Source organism: Acidiphilium sp. JA12-A1 (assembly GCF_000724705.2).
GTDB lineage: Bacteria > Pseudomonadota > Alphaproteobacteria > Acetobacterales > Acetobacteraceae > Acidiphilium > Acidiphilium multivorum.
Window position 1 is genome coordinate 117,474 of the sequence record NZ_JFHO01000004.1, and the last position, 15,835, is coordinate 133,308.

General features: G+C 66.4%; 15 protein-coding genes. 6 read left to right on the plus strand and 9 right to left on the minus strand.

Annotated elements, in window-relative coordinates:
- The first annotated feature begins 127 nt into the window (after positions 1-127).
- On the plus strand, positions 128-1,246 hold the full coding sequence (gene tssA, locus RT91_RS01215; protein ID WP_035185232.1) for a type VI secretion system protein TssA: 1,119 nt from the start codon (positions 128-130) through the stop codon (positions 1,244-1,246).
- Between the two features lie 21 nt (positions 1,247-1,267).
- Here tssA and tssC (RT91_RS01220) read toward each other — a convergent pair whose 3' ends face one another.
- The 3 genes from tssC (RT91_RS01220) to tssB are packed head-to-tail and all read right to left on the minus strand — an operon-like array spanning position 1,268 to position 4,785.
- The gene (gene tssC, locus RT91_RS01220; RefSeq protein WP_035185235.1) at positions 1,268-2,761 is read right to left on the minus strand and encodes a type VI secretion system contractile sheath large subunit; all 1,494 of its coding nucleotides are present in this window, start codon (positions 2,759-2,761) and stop codon (positions 1,268-1,270) included.
- A gap of 20 nt (positions 2,762-2,781) precedes the next feature.
- Positions 2,782-4,275, minus strand: coding sequence for a type VI secretion system contractile sheath large subunit (gene tssC, locus RT91_RS01225; protein ID WP_007422367.1), 1,494 nt, complete (start codon positions 4,273-4,275; stop codon positions 2,782-2,784).
- Between the two features lie 3 nt (positions 4,276-4,278).
- Positions 4,279-4,785: a type VI secretion system contractile sheath small subunit gene (tssB, locus tag RT91_RS01230; protein ID WP_012040523.1), complete on the minus strand. Its 507-nt coding sequence runs from the start codon at positions 4,783-4,785 to the stop codon at positions 4,279-4,281.
- 327 nt (positions 4,786-5,112) lie between these two features.
- On the opposite strand from tssB, the gene RT91_RS01235 reads away from it, so the two are divergent.
- From RT91_RS01235 to RT91_RS01255, 5 genes are read left to right on the plus strand one after another with little or no spacing between them, the layout of a single operon-like run.
- Positions 5,113-5,928 carry a type VI secretion system accessory protein TagJ gene (locus RT91_RS01235; protein ID WP_012040524.1) on the plus strand — a complete coding sequence of 272 codons (816 nt, stop codon included), beginning with the start codon at positions 5,113-5,115 and terminating at the stop codon, positions 5,926-5,928.
- Positions 5,928-6,449: a type VI secretion system baseplate subunit TssE gene (gene tssE, locus RT91_RS01240; RefSeq protein ID WP_007422370.1), complete on the plus strand. Its 522-nt coding sequence runs from the start codon at positions 5,928-5,930 to the stop codon at positions 6,447-6,449. Before RT91_RS01235 ends, tssE begins: the two co-directional genes overlap by 1 nt.
- Entirely contained in the window at positions 6,442-8,259 is a 1,818-nt protein-coding gene (gene tssF, locus RT91_RS01245) for a type VI secretion system baseplate subunit TssF (protein WP_035185237.1), read from the plus strand. Before tssE ends, tssF begins: the two co-directional genes overlap by 8 nt.
- Positions 8,260-8,303: 44 nt before the next feature.
- Positions 8,304-9,365, plus strand: a complete 1,062-nt coding sequence (gene tssG, locus RT91_RS01250) for a type VI secretion system baseplate subunit TssG (RefSeq protein ID WP_007422372.1) — start codon at positions 8,304-8,306, stop codon at positions 9,363-9,365.
- Positions 9,362-10,900, plus strand: a complete 1,539-nt coding sequence (locus RT91_RS01255) for a class I SAM-dependent methyltransferase (protein WP_035185238.1) — start codon at positions 9,362-9,364, stop codon at positions 10,898-10,900. Before tssG ends, RT91_RS01255 begins: the two co-directional genes overlap by 4 nt.
- Before the next feature lie 13 nt (positions 10,901-10,913).
- Here the strand turns inward: RT91_RS01255 and RT91_RS01260 are convergent, their stop codons facing one another.
- The 6 genes from RT91_RS01260 to ftsE all read right to left on the minus strand — a co-directional run bounded on the left by RT91_RS01260 (position 10,914) and on the right by ftsE (position 15,824).
- On the minus strand, positions 10,914-12,023 hold the full coding sequence (locus RT91_RS01260) for a hypothetical protein (RefSeq protein WP_035185239.1): 1,110 nt from the start codon (positions 12,021-12,023) through the stop codon (positions 10,914-10,916).
- Entirely contained in the window at positions 12,020-12,613 is a 594-nt protein-coding gene (locus RT91_RS01265) for a DedA family protein (RefSeq protein ID WP_007422375.1), read from the minus strand. The genes RT91_RS01260 and RT91_RS01265 overlap by 4 nt, the downstream gene beginning before the upstream one ends.
- A gap of 249 nt (positions 12,614-12,862) precedes the next feature.
- Positions 12,863-13,561: a 1-acyl-sn-glycerol-3-phosphate acyltransferase gene (locus tag RT91_RS01270; protein WP_035185241.1), complete on the minus strand. Its 699-nt coding sequence runs from the start codon at positions 13,559-13,561 to the stop codon at positions 12,863-12,865.
- A complete protein-coding gene (locus tag RT91_RS01275) occupies positions 13,561-14,217 on the minus strand; it encodes a YdcF family protein (RefSeq protein WP_013641190.1) in 657 nt (218 codons plus the stop codon). Before RT91_RS01275 ends, RT91_RS01270 begins: the two co-directional genes overlap by 1 nt.
- Positions 14,214-15,140, minus strand: coding sequence for an ABC transporter permease (locus tag RT91_RS01280; RefSeq protein WP_035185243.1), 927 nt, complete (start codon positions 15,138-15,140; stop codon positions 14,214-14,216). Before RT91_RS01280 ends, RT91_RS01275 begins: the two co-directional genes overlap by 4 nt.
- Before the next feature lie 12 nt (positions 15,141-15,152).
- Positions 15,153-15,824 carry a cell division ATP-binding protein FtsE gene (gene ftsE, locus RT91_RS01285; RefSeq protein WP_007422379.1) on the minus strand — a complete coding sequence of 224 codons (672 nt, stop codon included), beginning with the start codon at positions 15,822-15,824 and terminating at the stop codon, positions 15,153-15,155.
- Positions 15,825-15,835: the final 11 nt, after the last annotated feature.

Sequence of the window (15,835 nt, forward strand, 5' to 3'; positions counted from 1 at the left end):
GCAGGCCGTTGTTTGTGAATATAATCGAATATTTCCCAATCGTATGGTGTATCCGCTGTTGTGTCCAGTTGGGTAAGGGTGCATGTCATCGATTGTATGACCTTTGTCACAGTGGAGCCCCGCGGTCATGATTCTCGACATCGACGCCTTGCTTGCCCCGATTGAAGGGGATTCGCCGGTCGGGCAGGACTTGCGTGCCGACTATACCGCGGGCTCGATTTACTATCGCTTGCGCGATGCGCGCTCGGACGCGCGCGCCGCCGAGCGCGCGGCGGATTCGGATCCGACGCTCGAGGCCGACGCGGGACAGCATTGGCGCAGCGTGCTGCAACTGGCGCAAACCGCGCTCGGCAAGTCGCACGACCTGGAGGTTGCCGCCTGGATGACCGAGGCGATGGTGCGCGAGAACGGGCTTGCCGGTCTTGCCGAGGGGGCTCGGCTGATGGCGGGCCTTGTCCATGGGTTCTGGGAGGCGCTTTACCCGTTGCCCGACGAGGACGGCATGGAAACGCGCGTCGCGCCCGTGGCCGGCCTGAACGGGACGGGAAGCGATGGCACGCTGATCCAGCCGCTGCGCAAGCTGACGCTATTCAACGCCGCTGACGGGTCGCCGGTGCCCGTCTTCTTGTATCTCCAGGCGGAGGAGACGGCAGGGCTCGGCGACGAGAAACGCAAGGCGGCGCGGATCGCCGCTGGCGTGCCGGCCTTCGCACAGCTGGAGACACAGGCGCGGGTGGCGGGTACGGGCCATTTCACCGCGCTCGCGCGCGGCGCGGCGGCAGCACTCGAGGCCTGGCAGGCGATGGGGGCGGCCTTCGATGAGGTGGCTGGGTATGACGCACCGCCGACCTCGCGGGTACGGGAGGTGCTCGAGCAGATCATCGCCATTTCACAACGATATGCGCCCGGCGCGCTGGCCGCGCCCGGCGGCGCGGCGGAGAACGCTGACGCAGCCGCCGGAGCGGAGGCGGCCGGAGCCGCCGAGGATGCCGTCGCCGTTGACGGCCCGGCGCCGGCGCAGGCCGCGAAGAAGCCCTATACGCGTGAGGATGCGCTGCGCCAGCTTGGCGAGATCGCCGAATTCTTCCGCCGCACCGAACCGCAATCGCCGATTGCGCTGACCCTCGATGAGGCGATCCGCCGTGCGCGGCTCACCTGGCCGGAACTGATCGAGGATATTCTGGCCGACGCCGGCGTGCGCCAGGCGATGCTGACGGCGCTCGGCATCAAGCCGCCGGCGGACTGACCGGGGCGGTACGGGCGCCGTTCAGCGATTGCCCGGCGCCGATATCTCGGTCACCAACCGGAACGAGGCCGCAATGTCGTCCAACTGGTATTGCGGCTGGAGGTGGATGACGCATCCGAACGAACCCGGCTTTGCCGGCAGTTCGCGTACCTGGACCGATGCGTCGAGCAGGGGGTACCGTGCCCGTGTTTCCGGGCCGGCATCGCGGTTGCTGTTGGTGAAGCGGCGCAGCCAGTCGCCGAGCGTGCGCTCGATTTCGGCTGCGGTGCGAAAGGCGCCCGTCATGTCCCGACCCATGACCTTGAGGAAATGAGCGAAGCGGGAGACGCAGATCATCGTGTTGAACTGAGCGGATAGACGGGCATTGGCATCGGCGGCCTCGGTGTTCGGCCCGCCGAAGCGGCGCGGCATCTGCAGGCTGCGGGCGGCACCAATCACCGTTTCCCCACCGTAGCCAAGAGGCGTTAGCGGCATGAGCCCGGCATCGACCAGACCGCGTTCCTGCCGGTCGGTCAGGGCGATTTCCAGTTCGAACCGGTCAAGCCCGTCATACGGGTCGGCGGAGAAGACAGCTGCGGTGCCGGCGGTGAACAGGCCGCCACCCGGCCAGTCCTCGAGATAGCCGCGCATGTCCGCCGGCCATTCATAGGTTGCCATCGCACGGGCAACGACGAACGCCACCGCGTAGCCAGGCGCGAACCAGACCATGTCTTCGCTGTCCTCGATCCGCTCGCAATAGGGAAAGGGGCTGGGGGCGCCTGGTGCGTCAGTCCATGGGGCGCGCGCACGAAGGCGCGGCAGAGCGAGCCCGATGAAGCGCATGTCGTCGCGAAGGCCGAGATTGCGGAAACGGCGATATTCCAGTCCGGTGAACAGACTCGCCGGATCGGCAACGCCCGAAAGTTCCTCCATCCGGTCAACGCCGAAGAGTGTCGGTGAGGCGCTGAAAATCATCGGGGCGAAGGATGCGGCCGCGACAGCGGAAAGCGCCGCCAGTGCCGAAACGTCGTCGCTCGGTGAGTCGGCCGATGGGCGATGGCGGATCATGTAGTCCATCACCAGAAGACCATAGGGCTCACCGCCGGGCGTGCCGAATTCGTCTTCGTAGATGCGGCGGAAGGTCTCGCTCTGGTCGAATTCCGGCGCGCGTTCGAGATCGCGGCAGATTTCGCTCCAGGATGCGTGCAGCACGCGCAGCTTGATGGTCCTGCCCGGTTCGATATGCGAGGCCAGCCAGAACAGCCCGCGCCAGCTGCCTTCGAGCCGGGTCAGGCGCGGATTGTGCAGGATCGTGTCGAGTTGATCCGAGAGAAGGGCATCTATGGCGGCGATGTCCCGATCGATCCGGGCGGCGAGCGCCTTGGGATTGCGGAGAAGATCGAGCGTGGCTGCCTCGCCGAACCAGGCTTGCAGCGCCTGGCCCGGCTTCGCCACGAGGAAGGAGGCGAGTTCCGAAGCTGCGCCACGGTGGCGCTCGCCAAAAAAGTGACCGGCGAGAACCGCCTCTCGCAGCATTGCGGAACTCGTTTGCTGGTTCAGGCCTTCTGCGGGATCCGAGCGACCATCCGCATCGAGGTCGTCAGTTCCTCCATCTGCAGCCAGGGACGCAGATAGGCCACCGCGTTGTAGGAGCCGGGCTTACCCGGGATCTCCTTGACCTCGACCTTGGCCTCGCGCAGCGGATATCGGGCCTTCATTTCCTGGCCGGCATCGGGGTTGGCGTTGACATAGTTGCCGATCCAACGGTTCAGCCAATTCTCGCAGTCCTTCGCCTCCATGAAGGAGCCGATCTTGTCGCGCGCCATCACCTTGAGGAAATGCGCGAAGCGGGAGGAGGCCATGATGTAGGGCAGGCGAGCGGAGATCGCGGCGTTAGCGGTGGCGTCCGGCCGGTCGTATTTCTTCGGCTTCTGCACCGACTGGGCGCCGAAGAACACGGCATAGTCGGTGTTCTTGTAGTGGCAGAGCGGCAGGAAGCCGAGATTGGAAAGCTCGAACTCGCGCCGGTCGGTGATGCCGATTTCGGTCGGGCATTTCGCATCGGTGTCGCCGTCATCGGACTGGAAGACGTGGAAGGGCAGGTTCTCGACCTTGCCGCCGCCCTCGGCGCCGCGGATCGCGACGCAGAAGCCCGAGGAGGCGAAGCTCGCGGTCAGCCGCTCGCCCATCATGTAGGCCGCGTTCATCCAGCAATAGTCGTGATGGTCCATCGGCCGGGCGGCGCCGCTCGCATCGAACGGCGCTTCCTCGTAGTTGAAGCTCTCCACCGGCGAGGTGCTAGCGCCGTAGGGCACGCGGGCGAGGGTGCGCGGCATCACCAGCGAGACGAAGCGCGCATCCTCGGTTTCGCGGAAGCCGCGCCATTTCGCGTATTCGGCGGTGTCGAAGATCTTGGCGAGGTCGCGCGGCTTTGAGAGTTCCGTCCAGTCCTGGAAGCCGAACATGCCCGCACCAGCCGCCGAGATGAACGGCGCGAAGGCCGCCGCAGCGACGTTGGAGACGAGGCGCAGAGTCTCGATGTCGTCCGGATGGTTCGACCATTCGTAGTCGCCGATCAGCGCGCCATAGGGCTCGCCGCCGGGAGTGCCGAACTCGTTCTCGTAGATCTTCTTGAAGAGCTGGCTCTGGTCGAACTCGACGGCCTTGGTGAGATCCTTGTTCAGATCCCGCTTCGACATGTTGATGACCTTGAGCTTGAGCGACGTGCCCGTCTCGGAGTTCATCACCAGGTGATGCAGGCCGCGCCAGCTGCCCTCGAGCTTGAGGAATTTCGCGTCGTGCATGATCGCGTTGAGCTGGCGGGACATCCGCGCGTCGATCGCGGCGATGGCGCGGTCGATCGTGCGGGTGAGGTTCTTGTCGAAGGTGACGGTGCCGGAGAGGGCTTCCTGGACGAGCGTCTTGACGAGTTCCTGGGCATGATCGGGCTCGGTCTGCTTGGTTGCGCCGACGACCTGGTCGAGCAGCGAGACGGCTTCCCCGGTTTGCGTTGCGCCGGCTGCCGCCGTTTCGGATTGGCTCTGTGACATCGGTCAGCCCTCCTTGCCGAGGCCGAGTTCGCCCGAGAGCGATTTCAGTTCGGCTTCATTCTGAAGAACCTGTTCAAGCAGCGACTCAAGTTCTTCCGATCGATCGGCCTTGCTCATCAGGTCGCGCAGCTTGTTGCGCGTCTCCAGCAAGGATTTGAGGGCAGGAACCTGCTCGACGACACGCTCGGGATCGAAATCCTCGATGCTGTTGAATTTCAGGTCAACCGCCATCTGCGTGCCGTCATCGGCCAGGGTGTTGTCCACCTTCAGCTTCAGGCCGGGCGCCATGCGGGCCATGACATCGTTGAAGTTGTCGCGGTCGATCTGGACGAATTTCCGCTCCGACAGCGGCTTCAGCGGCTGCGTCGGGTCGCCGGAGAAATCGCCCATCACGCCCATCACGAATGGCAGTTCGCGTGCGATCTGCGCGCCGTCGGTTTCGACATCGTAGGTAATGTGCACGCGCGGCTTCCGTACGCGGTTGAGTTTCTCGTGGATACTGCCACTCATCGTCCGATCTCCCAAAATAATCACAAAAAGTCGTGAATCAGTCTCATGAGTTCCAAGGGGCGCTGCCGGCACCTGTATTTTTTATAATGGTAGGCCCGGTCTTAACCGATGGTCAACTGGAAACGGATGTAACAGAGTGTGCGCTGGCCATCTAGTGGACTTGCCCGGTCATGAGGTTCACACCGCACGAAAGTGGGTTTTTCGTGTCGCGAGCGTGACGGTGATCACAGGCCGAAGCGCGGGATGTCGCCCGGACGCTTCCATTGCGTGGCATTCCCTGATTGAATAACATAATTCACCATCAGAAAATTCGAGGAGGACAAGACCATGGCGGATGGCGCAGCAAAGAGCGACGATTCCGGCGTGGGCGCGCTGTTCCGTGCCGGGCGCCTCGATGATGCGATCGCGGCTGCAACGGCGAAGGTGAAGTCCAGCCCGTCGGATCTGTCGGCGCGGGTGCTGCTCGCCGAACTCCTTGTCTTCGCCGGCAATATCGAGCGCGCCGATGTCCTGCTCGATGCCGCGGGCCAGCTTGACCCGAGTGCAAGCATCGTTGTTGCCGAATTCCGCCAGCTTCTCCGTGCCGAGACGGCGCGCCGGCAGTTGTATCGCGACGGGCGAGTGCCTGAGTTCCTCGGCGGACCGGGCGATGTCGAAACAGCACTTCTGGCGGCCCTGGTCGCGTTGCGTGACGGCGATGCCGAGGCGGCGAGGCGCGCGGCGGAGACAGCCGAGGCCGGACGCGGCGCGCGGGCCGGAACTGCCGACGGGAGCGCCTTCGCGGATTTCCGCGATGCCAGCGACATCTGCGGCGGGATTTTCGAAGTCCTGACCACGACCGGGAAATATTTCTGGATCCCGATTTCGCGCGTGACGGAGGTGACCTTTCATCCGCCGGAGCGGCCGCGCGACCTGATCTGGCGGCGCGCGACGCTTGCGGTGCATGACGGGCCCGATGGCGACGTCTACATGCCGGTGACCTATGCGGCTGGCGATGCGTCGCTCGCCCCCGAATTCCGGCTTGGACGGGCGACGGACTGGATCGAACAGGGCGGCCTTGTGACCGGTGTTGGTCAGCGTGAGTTCCTGGTCGGCGAGGCGGCCGTGCCCGTAATGGAGCTTGGCGAGATCGTGTTCTCCTGATGAGCGGCCCGATCGGCTTCAGCGACCGGGTGCGCGACGCGGGCGCGCGGGTACAACTGTCGCTGCTCGACCGATTGCTGGACGATGAACCCGATCGCGATCGGGATCGGCCGCTGTCCGCCGGCGAAGCGCTCAACATGCTGCGCCGGTCGGTACGCCGCGACCTTGAGGCGCTGTTGAATGCGAAGCGCCGCTGGCGTGCATTGCCGCCGGCGCTGGCAGAGCTGCGCAACTCGATCGCAGGCTACGGACTGCCGGACTATACCGCCGGCAGCATGAGCGCCACAGGCGCGCGCGAGGCGTTCCGCGCGGAAGTCGAACGCACGATCCGCCAGTTCGAGCCGCGATTTGCCCGCGTCTCGGTGACGCTCGTCAAGGCCGAGAACCCATTGGACCCCACGCTCTACATGCGGATCGAGGGGCTGCTGCATGCCGAGCCGGCACCTGAGCCGATCAGTTTCAACACTGTGGTCGACTCAACCTCGGCCGAGATCGAGGTGAAGGGGGAAGGCGGTGTCTGACCGGCTGCTGCCGTATTTCAACCGCGAACTGGTGGCGATCCGCAAGCTGGCCGGCGAGTTCGCGGATGCGCACCCCAAGATCGCCGGCCGCTTGCGGCTTTCGCCCGACGCGATCGACGACCCCCATGTGGCGCGGCTGCTCGACGGCGTCGCCTATCTCTCAGCGAGGGTGCATCAGCGGCTCGACGACGAGTTCCCCGAACTGACCGATGCGCTGCTTTCCGCCCTGTATCCGGGCTTCCTTGCGCCCGTGCCATCGAGCGCGATCGTCCAGTTCACTCCCAAGGCGGATCTGCAGGGCGGAGCGGAGATCGACGCTGGCTTTGCGATCGAGACCGAGCGGGTTCGCGGCCATCCCTGCCGGTTCCGTACCGCCTATCCGGTGACGCTATGGCCGGTGCGGATTGCCCAGGCGCGCCTTTCGGGACAGCCTTTCGTGGCGCCCGCCAATCCGCTCGCCGCCGGCGCTGCCTCGGTTCTGCGGATCGTGGTCGAGACGATGGCGCCGGACATGACCTTCGCGAAGCTGGGGATGGACCGGCTGCGCCTGTTCCTCCGCGGCGGCCCGGCGATTGCGCCGCATCTGCATGAAATGCTCGCCGCGCACGTGATCGGCGTCGCGCTTGCCGAGGCGCCGGGCGATCCGGCGTCGGTGCTGCTCGATCCGGCTTCGGTGCGCCCGGTCGGCTTTGCCGATGACGAGGCGCTGTTGCCCTGGCCGGCGCGCGGCTTCGCCGGATTCCGGCTGCTAACCGAATATTTCGCCTTCTCCGACAAGTTCCGCTTTTTCGACATCGATGGTCTCGATCGGCGCACACTCGTGCTTGATCGGAACAGACTCGAAATCTTCATCTATTTTGATCGCTCGATGACCGAACTGGAACGAGCGTTGGGCACCGAACATCTCGCGCTCGGTTGCACGCCGATGGTCAATATCTTTCCACAGCGCTGCGAACCGATCCGGCTCGACCAGACCGAGACGGAATATCGGGTGATTCCGGATGCCAGGGGGGTTGGTGCCTTCGAGGTGTGGGGAATCACCGCGGTGACCCAAACCGATGCTGCCGGCAACACCGCGCCGTGGTTGCCATTCTATCGCGTCGGGCGGGTCGAGGACAGCGAGGTGGGTGGTCAGTATCTGGAGGCGCGGCGGCCGGCACCGGTCGCGGTGGGCGGTACCGAGACGTTTATCGCGCCGTTCGGCGCCGATTTCGATGCGCATGCGCCGGGCGACAAGGTGCTTTCGGTCGAGGCGATGTGCCTGAACCGCGACCTGCCGGCGGCCCTGCCGTTCGGCGGCGGCCATCCCGTGCTGACGGCATTGTCGCCACATGACGGCATCGCGGGCATCGCCTGTCTGACGCCGCCTGGCGCGACGCTTCGGCCGGACCTCGCCGAACGCGGCGCGTGGCGGCTGATTTCGCACCTGTCGCTCGGCCATCTTTCGGTCGTCGGCGGCGCCGAAGGAGCGGCTGCGTTGCGTGACGTGCTGCGCCTCTACGACCGGGCAGGCACCGCCGAGACGCGCGGTGCGATCGAAGCGCTGGTCGCGGTAACGGCGCGGCCTGGCACGGCCCGGGTGCCGGGTGGCCGGGCAGGCAGTTTCTGCCGCGGGCTTGATATCGCGCTCGAATTCGAGTCGAAAGCGTATCACGACAATGGGCTGTTCCTGCTCGGAGCCGTTCTTGAGCGGTTCCTCGCGCTGCATGGCACGATCAATTCCTTCGTCCGCACCACCCTGCGCTTGCGCGGGCGGATCGATCCGGTGAAGTGCTTTCCGCCCCGCGCCGGCTACCGGACGCTGCTGTGAACCGACCGGCGGACAGCCACCGGCGCCGGCGGACGCCAATCGGCGTGCTCGACCGGCTGACTGCCGAGCCCTGGCACTTTCGTTTCGGCGCTGCGGTCCGGCTGCTTTGGCTGGCCTCGGGGCGAAGCGATCCTGGCGACGCGATACGCTTCACCACCCCACTGTCCCTCGGCCATCCGGCCGCCGAAATCGATGAGGCCGAGGCGCCCGCTCCCGACGAGCCGCGAGGCCGGATTGCGACACGGCTCATCGGCCTGCTGGGCGCATCGAGCCCCTTGCCCCGCTGGTATACCGAACTCGTCGCCGGCGCGAACCGCGCCCGCTCACCGGCGACGGCAGCCTTCTTCGACCTTCTCTCGCAGCGCATCATCTCGGCTTTCGCGGTCGCCGGAACAAAGTATCGCCCGCATCTTGCCGCCGAGGTCGCGCGGCACACCGGGGCAGCGGACCATGGGTCGGCCGATCCGGCTGAGCGCGCGCTGCTTGCGCTGACCGGCTATGGTTCGCCGGACCTGGTCGGCCGGCTGACGGCGGGTCGGGGTTCGATCCTGCATTATGCAGGTTTTTTCGCAACCTGGCCGCGTTCGGCCAGCCGGCTTGAGGCGATGCTGAGCGATTGGCTGGAACGGCCGGTCGAGATCATCGAATTTGCCGGCGCATGGCTCAGGATCGGGCCTGATGAGCAGAGCCGGATGCCGCGTGGCAGGCTTCCCGGCCAGTTCAACCGCCTGGGTATGGACTGCGCCGCCGGCGCCAGGGCCTATGACCAGCAGGCACGTTTCGTTATCCGCATTGGCCCGCTGTCGCGCGCTGCCTTCGCGGCGCTGCTGCCCGACCGGCCGCTGCTGCGCGAGCTTGTGTCGCTGGTGCGGGCGTATGTCGGCATGGAGGTGGATTTTGCCGTGAATCTTGTACTGGATCCTGCTGACGTTCCGTCATTACGGCTTGGCGGCCCCGATGCGCCACGCCTGTCCTGGACCGGGTGGCTGCCCGCACCCGCCGCAGCGATGAGCGGGGGCCGAAAGGCCGATCAGGCGATGTTCGCGGCCGGATCGATCGAGGCCTTGCCGGCGCTCGACCCCGCTTTGGCGCGGAGAGCCGCATGAGTTGGGGCAGCGGATATGTGACCGACATCGCCTATGCCCCCGGCTATTATGTGGAGCAGTCGCCGCGGCTCATGGCCCTCGTGGCGTTGCTGACCGGCCGCGCCGCGCGCATGGCAGCTCCGGATGAGTCCTTTCATTTCCTCGATATCGGGTCGGGACGGGGCTTTACGGCACTCGTCCTTGCCGCGACCAATCCTGGATGGACGGTGACCGGGATTGACTTCAATCCGGGCCATGTCGCTGCGGCGCGCGATCTGGCCGCCCGTGCCGGCATCGGCAATTGCCGTTTCATCGAGGCCGATCTGGCGAGGTTCGATGGCGCCGACCTTGCCCCGGTGGATGCGGCAAGCCTGCATGGCGTCTGGACTTGGGTGGACGATCAGGTGCGCGCGGGGATCGTCCGTCTGCTGGCCGAACGGCTTGTGCCGGGCGGGTTTTGCCATGTCAGCTACAATGTCCAGCCGGGCTGGGGCGGGATGATCGGGTTGCAGCGGCTCATGCGCGAGGCGGGGCGTCGCCTTGCCTTTCGGGCGGACCGGCAGGCGGAGCGCGGTTTCGAGATTGTCCGCCGGCTGGTGGGGCAGGACGGGGAACGCGCCGACGAAAAGGCCCAGGCCATATTGCGCGCGCTAGCCGACAAGCCAGGCGCCTATCTCGCGCACGAATTCATGAATGCGAACTGGCGCCCCTGCTTCCATGCGGATGTCGTCGAGGCGTTCGCGGAGGCGAAGTTCAGCTACGTGGGATCGCCCCATCTGCTGGATAATTTTGTCGAGCTCGTCCTGCCGCCGGTGGCGCTCGATTTGGCGCGGGAGTTCGAAGATCCTGCGATGACCGAGCTGGTCAAGGACCTCACGCTCGGCCGGCCGTTGCGGCACGACATCTATGTTCGCGGCGAAAGGCGTCTTGCAACGGGCGCGCGCGATCAGGCCCTGAAGGATCTCGCGCTTGGGCTTTCGGTGCCAAGTACGCATCGCTCGCTGAAATTTCAGACCGCGTCGGGCGAGGCGACGATGAACGCGTCGTTCTATGAACCTGTGTTTGCCAGGCTGGCGCAAGGCGTCGCGCGGGTCGGCGAACTGCTCGACGTGGCCCGGCCACCCGGTCGCTCGCCTGCGGCCGATAACCCGGCCGAACTCGTCGCCATGCTGGTCGGCACCGGCCAGGCGGTGATGGTTGCGTCACCTGGCCTGCCGATGACCCGCCAGGCGGTTGCGCTGAACGCAGCGATGTTTGCCGAGCAGATCGGGGCTGGCCCGTGGAACCGGAATATCGGGCTGGCGGTGCCCGCGCTGGGCGGTGCGTTCAATCTGCCGGCGGTGGGGGCCTTCGCGGTGCTGCGGCAGCACGACTGGTTGAGCGACGCCACGGTGGGGCAAGCGCTTCCGACGCCGGATCGCGCGACCATCGAATGTTGGTTGGAGGCGGCGCTGCCTAATCAGGAGCAGGACTTGCGGCAGGCGATGGCCGACGGGGTGGAGGGGTTCCTGCGTAACAGCCGGGCGACGCTGGCGGCGCTCGGCCTGCCCTGCTGAAGTCGCGCTGCGGTCAGTCGTTGGCTGGGTAGAGCGCCATCAGCGCCTTCTGGCGGCGCCAGGCCTGGAACAGCCGACGTACCCCGTAACGTGGCACGCCACGGGCACGCATCGCGGCGCCGATGCGGAACGCCGCGCCATAATGGAAGAACTGCGTCCGATAGGCCTCGACGATCGAGGTTTCCGGGTCCCAGATATGGGTGGCTTCGGACCCGGCGCCGTTGATCTCGATGATGGTGAAGCCCTCGCCGCGGCGCAGCCCGCTGGCCGAGGCGTAGCGCAGGTCGAAGCGGCCGAAATGGAAATCCGGGATGTCGCGCGCGATCGCGTCGATCCGGTCGGTGAGTTCCTGGGTGATGAGATGCCGGCCGTCCTTGAAGGTAGAGCCGCGGCAGTGATTGCCGACGAAGACAAGCCGGACGCGTTCGCCAGCCACTGGCACGCGCGCTGCTTCGGTGCCGAGTTTGGCGAGCAACAATGACGAAACGGCGTTCAGCCGCGGGTCGGCCTCGATCAGGTCGCGGATGCGGGCGCGGCCATCGCCGGTGACCACGGGGGCGTATTTCAGCGTGATCGAGGTGATGCGGCCGCGGGCGGCGCCGGGCTCGCGGATGTAGAAGATGCCGGCCTCTCCTTCATGCGGGACCAGCGCCTGGATCTGCAGGCGGGTCGCGCGCGGGAATTCGGTGAGATAGCGGGCGAGGGCGGCGCCATCCTCGACGAGGCGCACACCGGCACCGTTGCAACTCATGTCCGGCTTCACGACCACGGGATAGGCGAGGCCCGCCTCGTTCATCGCGGCCTCGGCCATGGCGAGGTCGCCGCCCGGATGCGCGGGGGTCGTGATGCCGACATGGGGAGCAATCCAGCGCCGGGCCTCGGGGCCGGCGAGATCGAGGATATCATTCTTCGACTCGCCGCAAATTCCGCCGGCTTCGATTCGCGGGTTGGTCAGTGCGGGAAGGGTCACGCTGCGATGACGGATCGTCTGAAACGCCCAGAACAACGCAACCGGGGCATAAAACACGAAGCCCGGCCAATACTCGAAGAACGATACGGGCTTGGCGCCGCTTCGCCCCGCAGGGCCCGCCGAGAGACTCGATGCGGGGGAGACATCGCTCATGAGGCGTCCTTTCCGATCCGGCCAGCATGCCACCGTGCAGCGATCCTGCCTATCATGATCAGGATCAGAACGAAAACCGCCAATCCGGCCCAGCGCCAGGGGCCGAGATAGCGCAGCATCAGCACGCCGAGCTTCAGGCTGATGAAGAAAAGCAGACTCGTCCAGGCCAGCGTCGCGAGGATCGCCGCCGCAACGAAGGCAAGGAAGGGAGCGCGCAGGAAGCCGCAGGTGGTGTAGGTCGGCAGCCGGAGCCCCGGAACGAAACGGCTGACCAGCACGACGGGAATGATCCGGACGCTTACCCAGTCCCGCCCGATGTCGCGTCGGCGCTGCGGCACGAGGCGATGCGCCCAGGGATGCCGTCCCGACAGGCGGCCCAGCCAGTAGAGCCCGATATCGCCGAGCACGATGCCGGCGTAGAGCGAGCCCAGAGCGATCGGCAGCGATACGGCGCCCGCGGCGACCTGCATCGCGGCAAGCAGGGTCGCGGCATCCTCAAGAATAAAGGTGCCGAGGATGATCGTCGTGATCTCGAGCGGCGGACTGCCTGCCGCCGAGCCGAGCAAGGTGCTGAAGTCGGTTAACCACATGAGACATTCACATAAGGGAAACGGAAGATTTTACCAATTCCGGCTTTCGCGGCGGTTGGGCCCCTTCCGGGCGAGGCAAGGCATTCAGCCTTCATGGCCGAAACCGGCGGCTTTTCGCCGGCAATTATCCCCACTGATGAGGGCATGGTCGAGTCCGAGAGAACATAAGGAGATTTTCATTTTTAAACAATAACTTATGAAAATATACTCACAAAGTTCCTCAGACTCATCCGATAATTGCGCACAGATTTATCCACAGGGTGTCGAAGGATAGTACACATTTTCGAGGGCGCCGAGCATCGTCGCTCGATCAAGCCCCGGTGGTAGAGGCGGATGAACCCGCACATGCACCGTTCCCGGGTGCTTGCGGATGGCGTTCCGGCCCCAGCACAGTCCCGAGTCGGTCGATATGGGTATCACCGGCAGACCGGTTGCGCGGGCAATCGCGACGATGCCGGGCTGCAGATGTCCCCTTGTCCCTGGCGCGACACGGGTGCCTTCGGGGAAGATGATGATCTGGCGTCCGGCCGCGGCGGCGGCACGCACGCGTTCGGTGAGTTCGCGCAAGGCCTTCGCGCCGCCGGCACGGTCAAGCGGGATTTGGCCCGAGGGGATGAGCAGCGGCCCGAGAACCGGCAAGCGGGAAAGTTCCTGCTTCATGACGTAGGCGGGCTTGGGCAGGCGCGTGAACCAGATCATCGTGTCGAGCGCAGACTGGTGCTGCGCGGCGAGGATGACCGGTCCGTCCGGAATGTTCTCTAGCCCTTCGTAGGCGATCCTGATGCCGCAAAGCACGCGCAGCGCGCCAAGGGCCAGCCGCGCCCAGGCCTGGCCGAAGGGAAGCACTTTCTCGGGAGCAACGCGCAACATGATGTGCGCCCAGAGTCCGGCGGTAATTCCGGACAGGATGATGAAAGCATGGAACAGCAGCGAGCCGGCCAGAAACATCAGCCGTGGGCCTTGATGCTGTGCGCCGCGATTCCGCCGAGACGGAGCCGCACGACGATGTATTTGCAGAATTCGGTCACGAGGATCTTCAGCATGTGGGGTTGCCCCGGATTGGTCATCGCCGGCGGGCGAACCGGCTCGGGGATCAGTGTCACACCTGGCAAGGCGCGGTGCAGTTCGAGCAGCGCGCGGGGCATGTGGTAGTCCGCGGTCACCACGACGAGCGAGCCGATATGGTGCCGGCTGGCCCAGGCGGCGGTTTCCCGCGCATTGCCCCGCGTGGTGGCGGCGGCGTGGCCAACGGTGATATCGGTGGCCTTGGCGTTCGCGTCGATCCCGTCGCGAGCCGTGAAATCGCCGAGATAGGTCCCGTTGCCGGCGCCCGAGATCAGCAGCCGCGGCGCGGCGCCTGCCATCAGCAATTCCAGGCCAGCCTTTACCCGATCCGCCCCGCCGGTAAGCACGACGATTCCCCCCGCATGTGGCATGGGGTTGATCGGGCGTTCCTCGGCAATATCGCCGAGGAACCAGGCGAAACCGACCAGCCAGAGGACGACCAGCGCGAGCACGGCACGCAACGGCCACCGCCAGAGCCCGAGGCGCCGGCGGGTAGGGCGGCGGCGGCGGCCAAGGCCCATGTCGTCCGAAGCACTCATGTCAGCCGCCTGAGCCAGCCGCGTACGGTCACTTGCGCGGCGATCCAGCCGATCAGCGCGGCGGCAAGTGTGAAGATCACCGGCGTTGCGACCAGCAGCGGCGGTAGCCCCGCCAGCCCGCCGGACCCACCGGCCGAAGGCGGCGCCGCAATGATCAGACCCGCGGCGAGATGGCCGAGCCAGGCCAGCACAGGCGGCGCGGCGAGTCCGCCGATCAGCCCGCCCACCGCTGCGAGGCGCATGGCACGGCCGGCGAACTGGTTGGCGATGTCGGAATCGAGCGCTCCGAGGCCGTGGATGATCTCGATGGCCTCGCGCCGCTGGGCAAGGCCGGCACGCACCGCGACGGCGACAACCGAGGCGGCGACCAGCGCCACGATCACGAGGATCGCCGCGGCGGAGGCGCGGATGCTGGCCGTGAGTTCCGCAAGACGATCGGCCCAGCGCGATCCGGAATCGACCAAAGTGCCCGGTGCGGCTCGGTCCAGCACCGTCGCGATGGATGCGGGGTCGGCAGCGCCGGTTGTGGCATGCACCACGATTATCGCTGGCAGCGCGATGGGCAGGCTGCCGTCGTCGGCGGCTGCCCCAAGCCATGGCTTCAGCAGGCCCGCCAATTCCGTGTCTGACAGCCGGCGTGCATCGGCGAGGCCCGGCATGGCCCTGACCAGCTGGAGCACGGCATCCACGCGTGAAGCGCCTGCGGCTGCGGCCGGCGCCGATGGGTTGGAAACCTCGATGGTCATCAGTCCCTGCGCGCCGCTGAGCCAGCGCGTGGCCAGCGTGCCGGCGGCGATGCTGCCGGCCAGCGCCAGCGCCGCGAGGAAGGACATGGCCGCCACCACGAAGGGCAGCAGCCGGTCCGCCATCGCGGCGCGCAGGCCGATCCGGTCGGCGCGCGAGGCATGGCGCCGCCTAGCCATGCCGGGGTGTGCCTAGCCGTGCCATGTCATTCTTCCGTCCTGCAGCTCGATCATCGGCGCCGGGTGGCGGGCGACCAGGCCGAGATTGTGGGTGGCGACGATCACCGTGGTGCCGAGCCGGTTCAGCGAGCGGATGAGATGCATCAGCCGCTCGGCCTGGTCGTCGTCGAGATTGCCGGTGGGTTCGTCGGCGACGAGCAGGGAGGGCTTGGCGATCACCGCGCGGGCGATCGCGACCCGCTGCTGTTCGCCGCCGGACATCTCGTCCGGCCGGTGGTCGAGCCGGCCGGACAGGCCGACCCAGCGGAGCAGTTCGGTGACATCGGCGCGGACCTGCGCCTCCTTGCGCCGGGCGAGGCGCAGCGGCAGTGCCACGTTGTCGAACGCGGTGAGGTGCTGGAGCAGGCGGAAATCCTGATACACCACGCCGATCCGCCGGCGCAGCAGCGCGGTGCCCCGCCGGTCGAGCCGGGCGGTGGGGGTGCCGAACAGGTCGATCCGCCCCTCGCTCGGGTGCAGGGCCAGATAGGTCAGCTTGAGAAGGCTGGTCTTACCGGCGCCCGACGGGCCGGTGAGCCAGCGGAACCCGCCTTCCGGGATCTCGAAATCAATGTTCTCGAGCGCGACGGACGCGGTGCCCGCCGACTTGCCATAGCGCAGCCCGACATGGGTGAAGCGGATCATGGTCCTTCAAT

Bases quoted from the DNA above. Each gene is read 5' to 3' on its own strand.
- tssA (WP_035185232.1), top strand. From the start codon at position 128: ATGATTCTCGACATCGACGCCTTGCTTGCCCCGATTGAAGGGGATTCG.
- tssC (WP_035185235.1), bottom strand. From the start codon at position 2,761: ATGCTGCGAGAGGCGGTTCTCGCCGGTCACTTTTTTGGCGAGCGCCAC.
- tssC (WP_007422367.1), bottom strand. From the start codon at position 4,275: ATGTCACAGAGCCAATCCGAAACGGCGGCAGCCGGCGCAACGCAAACC.
- tssB (WP_012040523.1), bottom strand. From the start codon at position 4,785: ATGAGTGGCAGTATCCACGAGAAACTCAACCGCGTACGGAAGCCGCGC.
- RT91_RS01235 (WP_012040524.1), top strand. From the start codon at position 5,113: ATGGCGGATGGCGCAGCAAAGAGCGACGATTCCGGCGTGGGCGCGCTG.
- tssE (WP_007422370.1), top strand. From the start codon at position 5,928: ATGAGCGGCCCGATCGGCTTCAGCGACCGGGTGCGCGACGCGGGCGCG.
- RT91_RS01255 (WP_035185238.1), top strand. From the start codon at position 9,362: ATGAGTTGGGGCAGCGGATATGTGACCGACATCGCCTATGCCCCCGGC.
- RT91_RS01260 (WP_035185239.1), bottom strand. From the start codon at position 12,023: ATGAGCGATGTCTCCCCCGCATCGAGTCTCTCGGCGGGCCCTGCGGGG.
- RT91_RS01265 (WP_007422375.1), bottom strand. From the start codon at position 12,613: ATGTGGTTAACCGACTTCAGCACCTTGCTCGGCTCGGCGGCAGGCAGT.
- RT91_RS01270 (WP_035185241.1), bottom strand. From the start codon at position 13,561: ATGTTTCTGGCCGGCTCGCTGCTGTTCCATGCTTTCATCATCCTGTCC.
- RT91_RS01275 (WP_013641190.1), bottom strand. From the start codon at position 14,217: ATGAGTGCTTCGGACGACATGGGCCTTGGCCGCCGCCGCCGCCCTACC.
- RT91_RS01280 (WP_035185243.1), bottom strand. From the start codon at position 15,140: ATGGCTAGGCGGCGCCATGCCTCGCGCGCCGACCGGATCGGCCTGCGC.
- ftsE (WP_007422379.1), bottom strand. From the start codon at position 15,824: ATGATCCGCTTCACCCATGTCGGGCTGCGCTATGGCAAGTCGGCGGGC.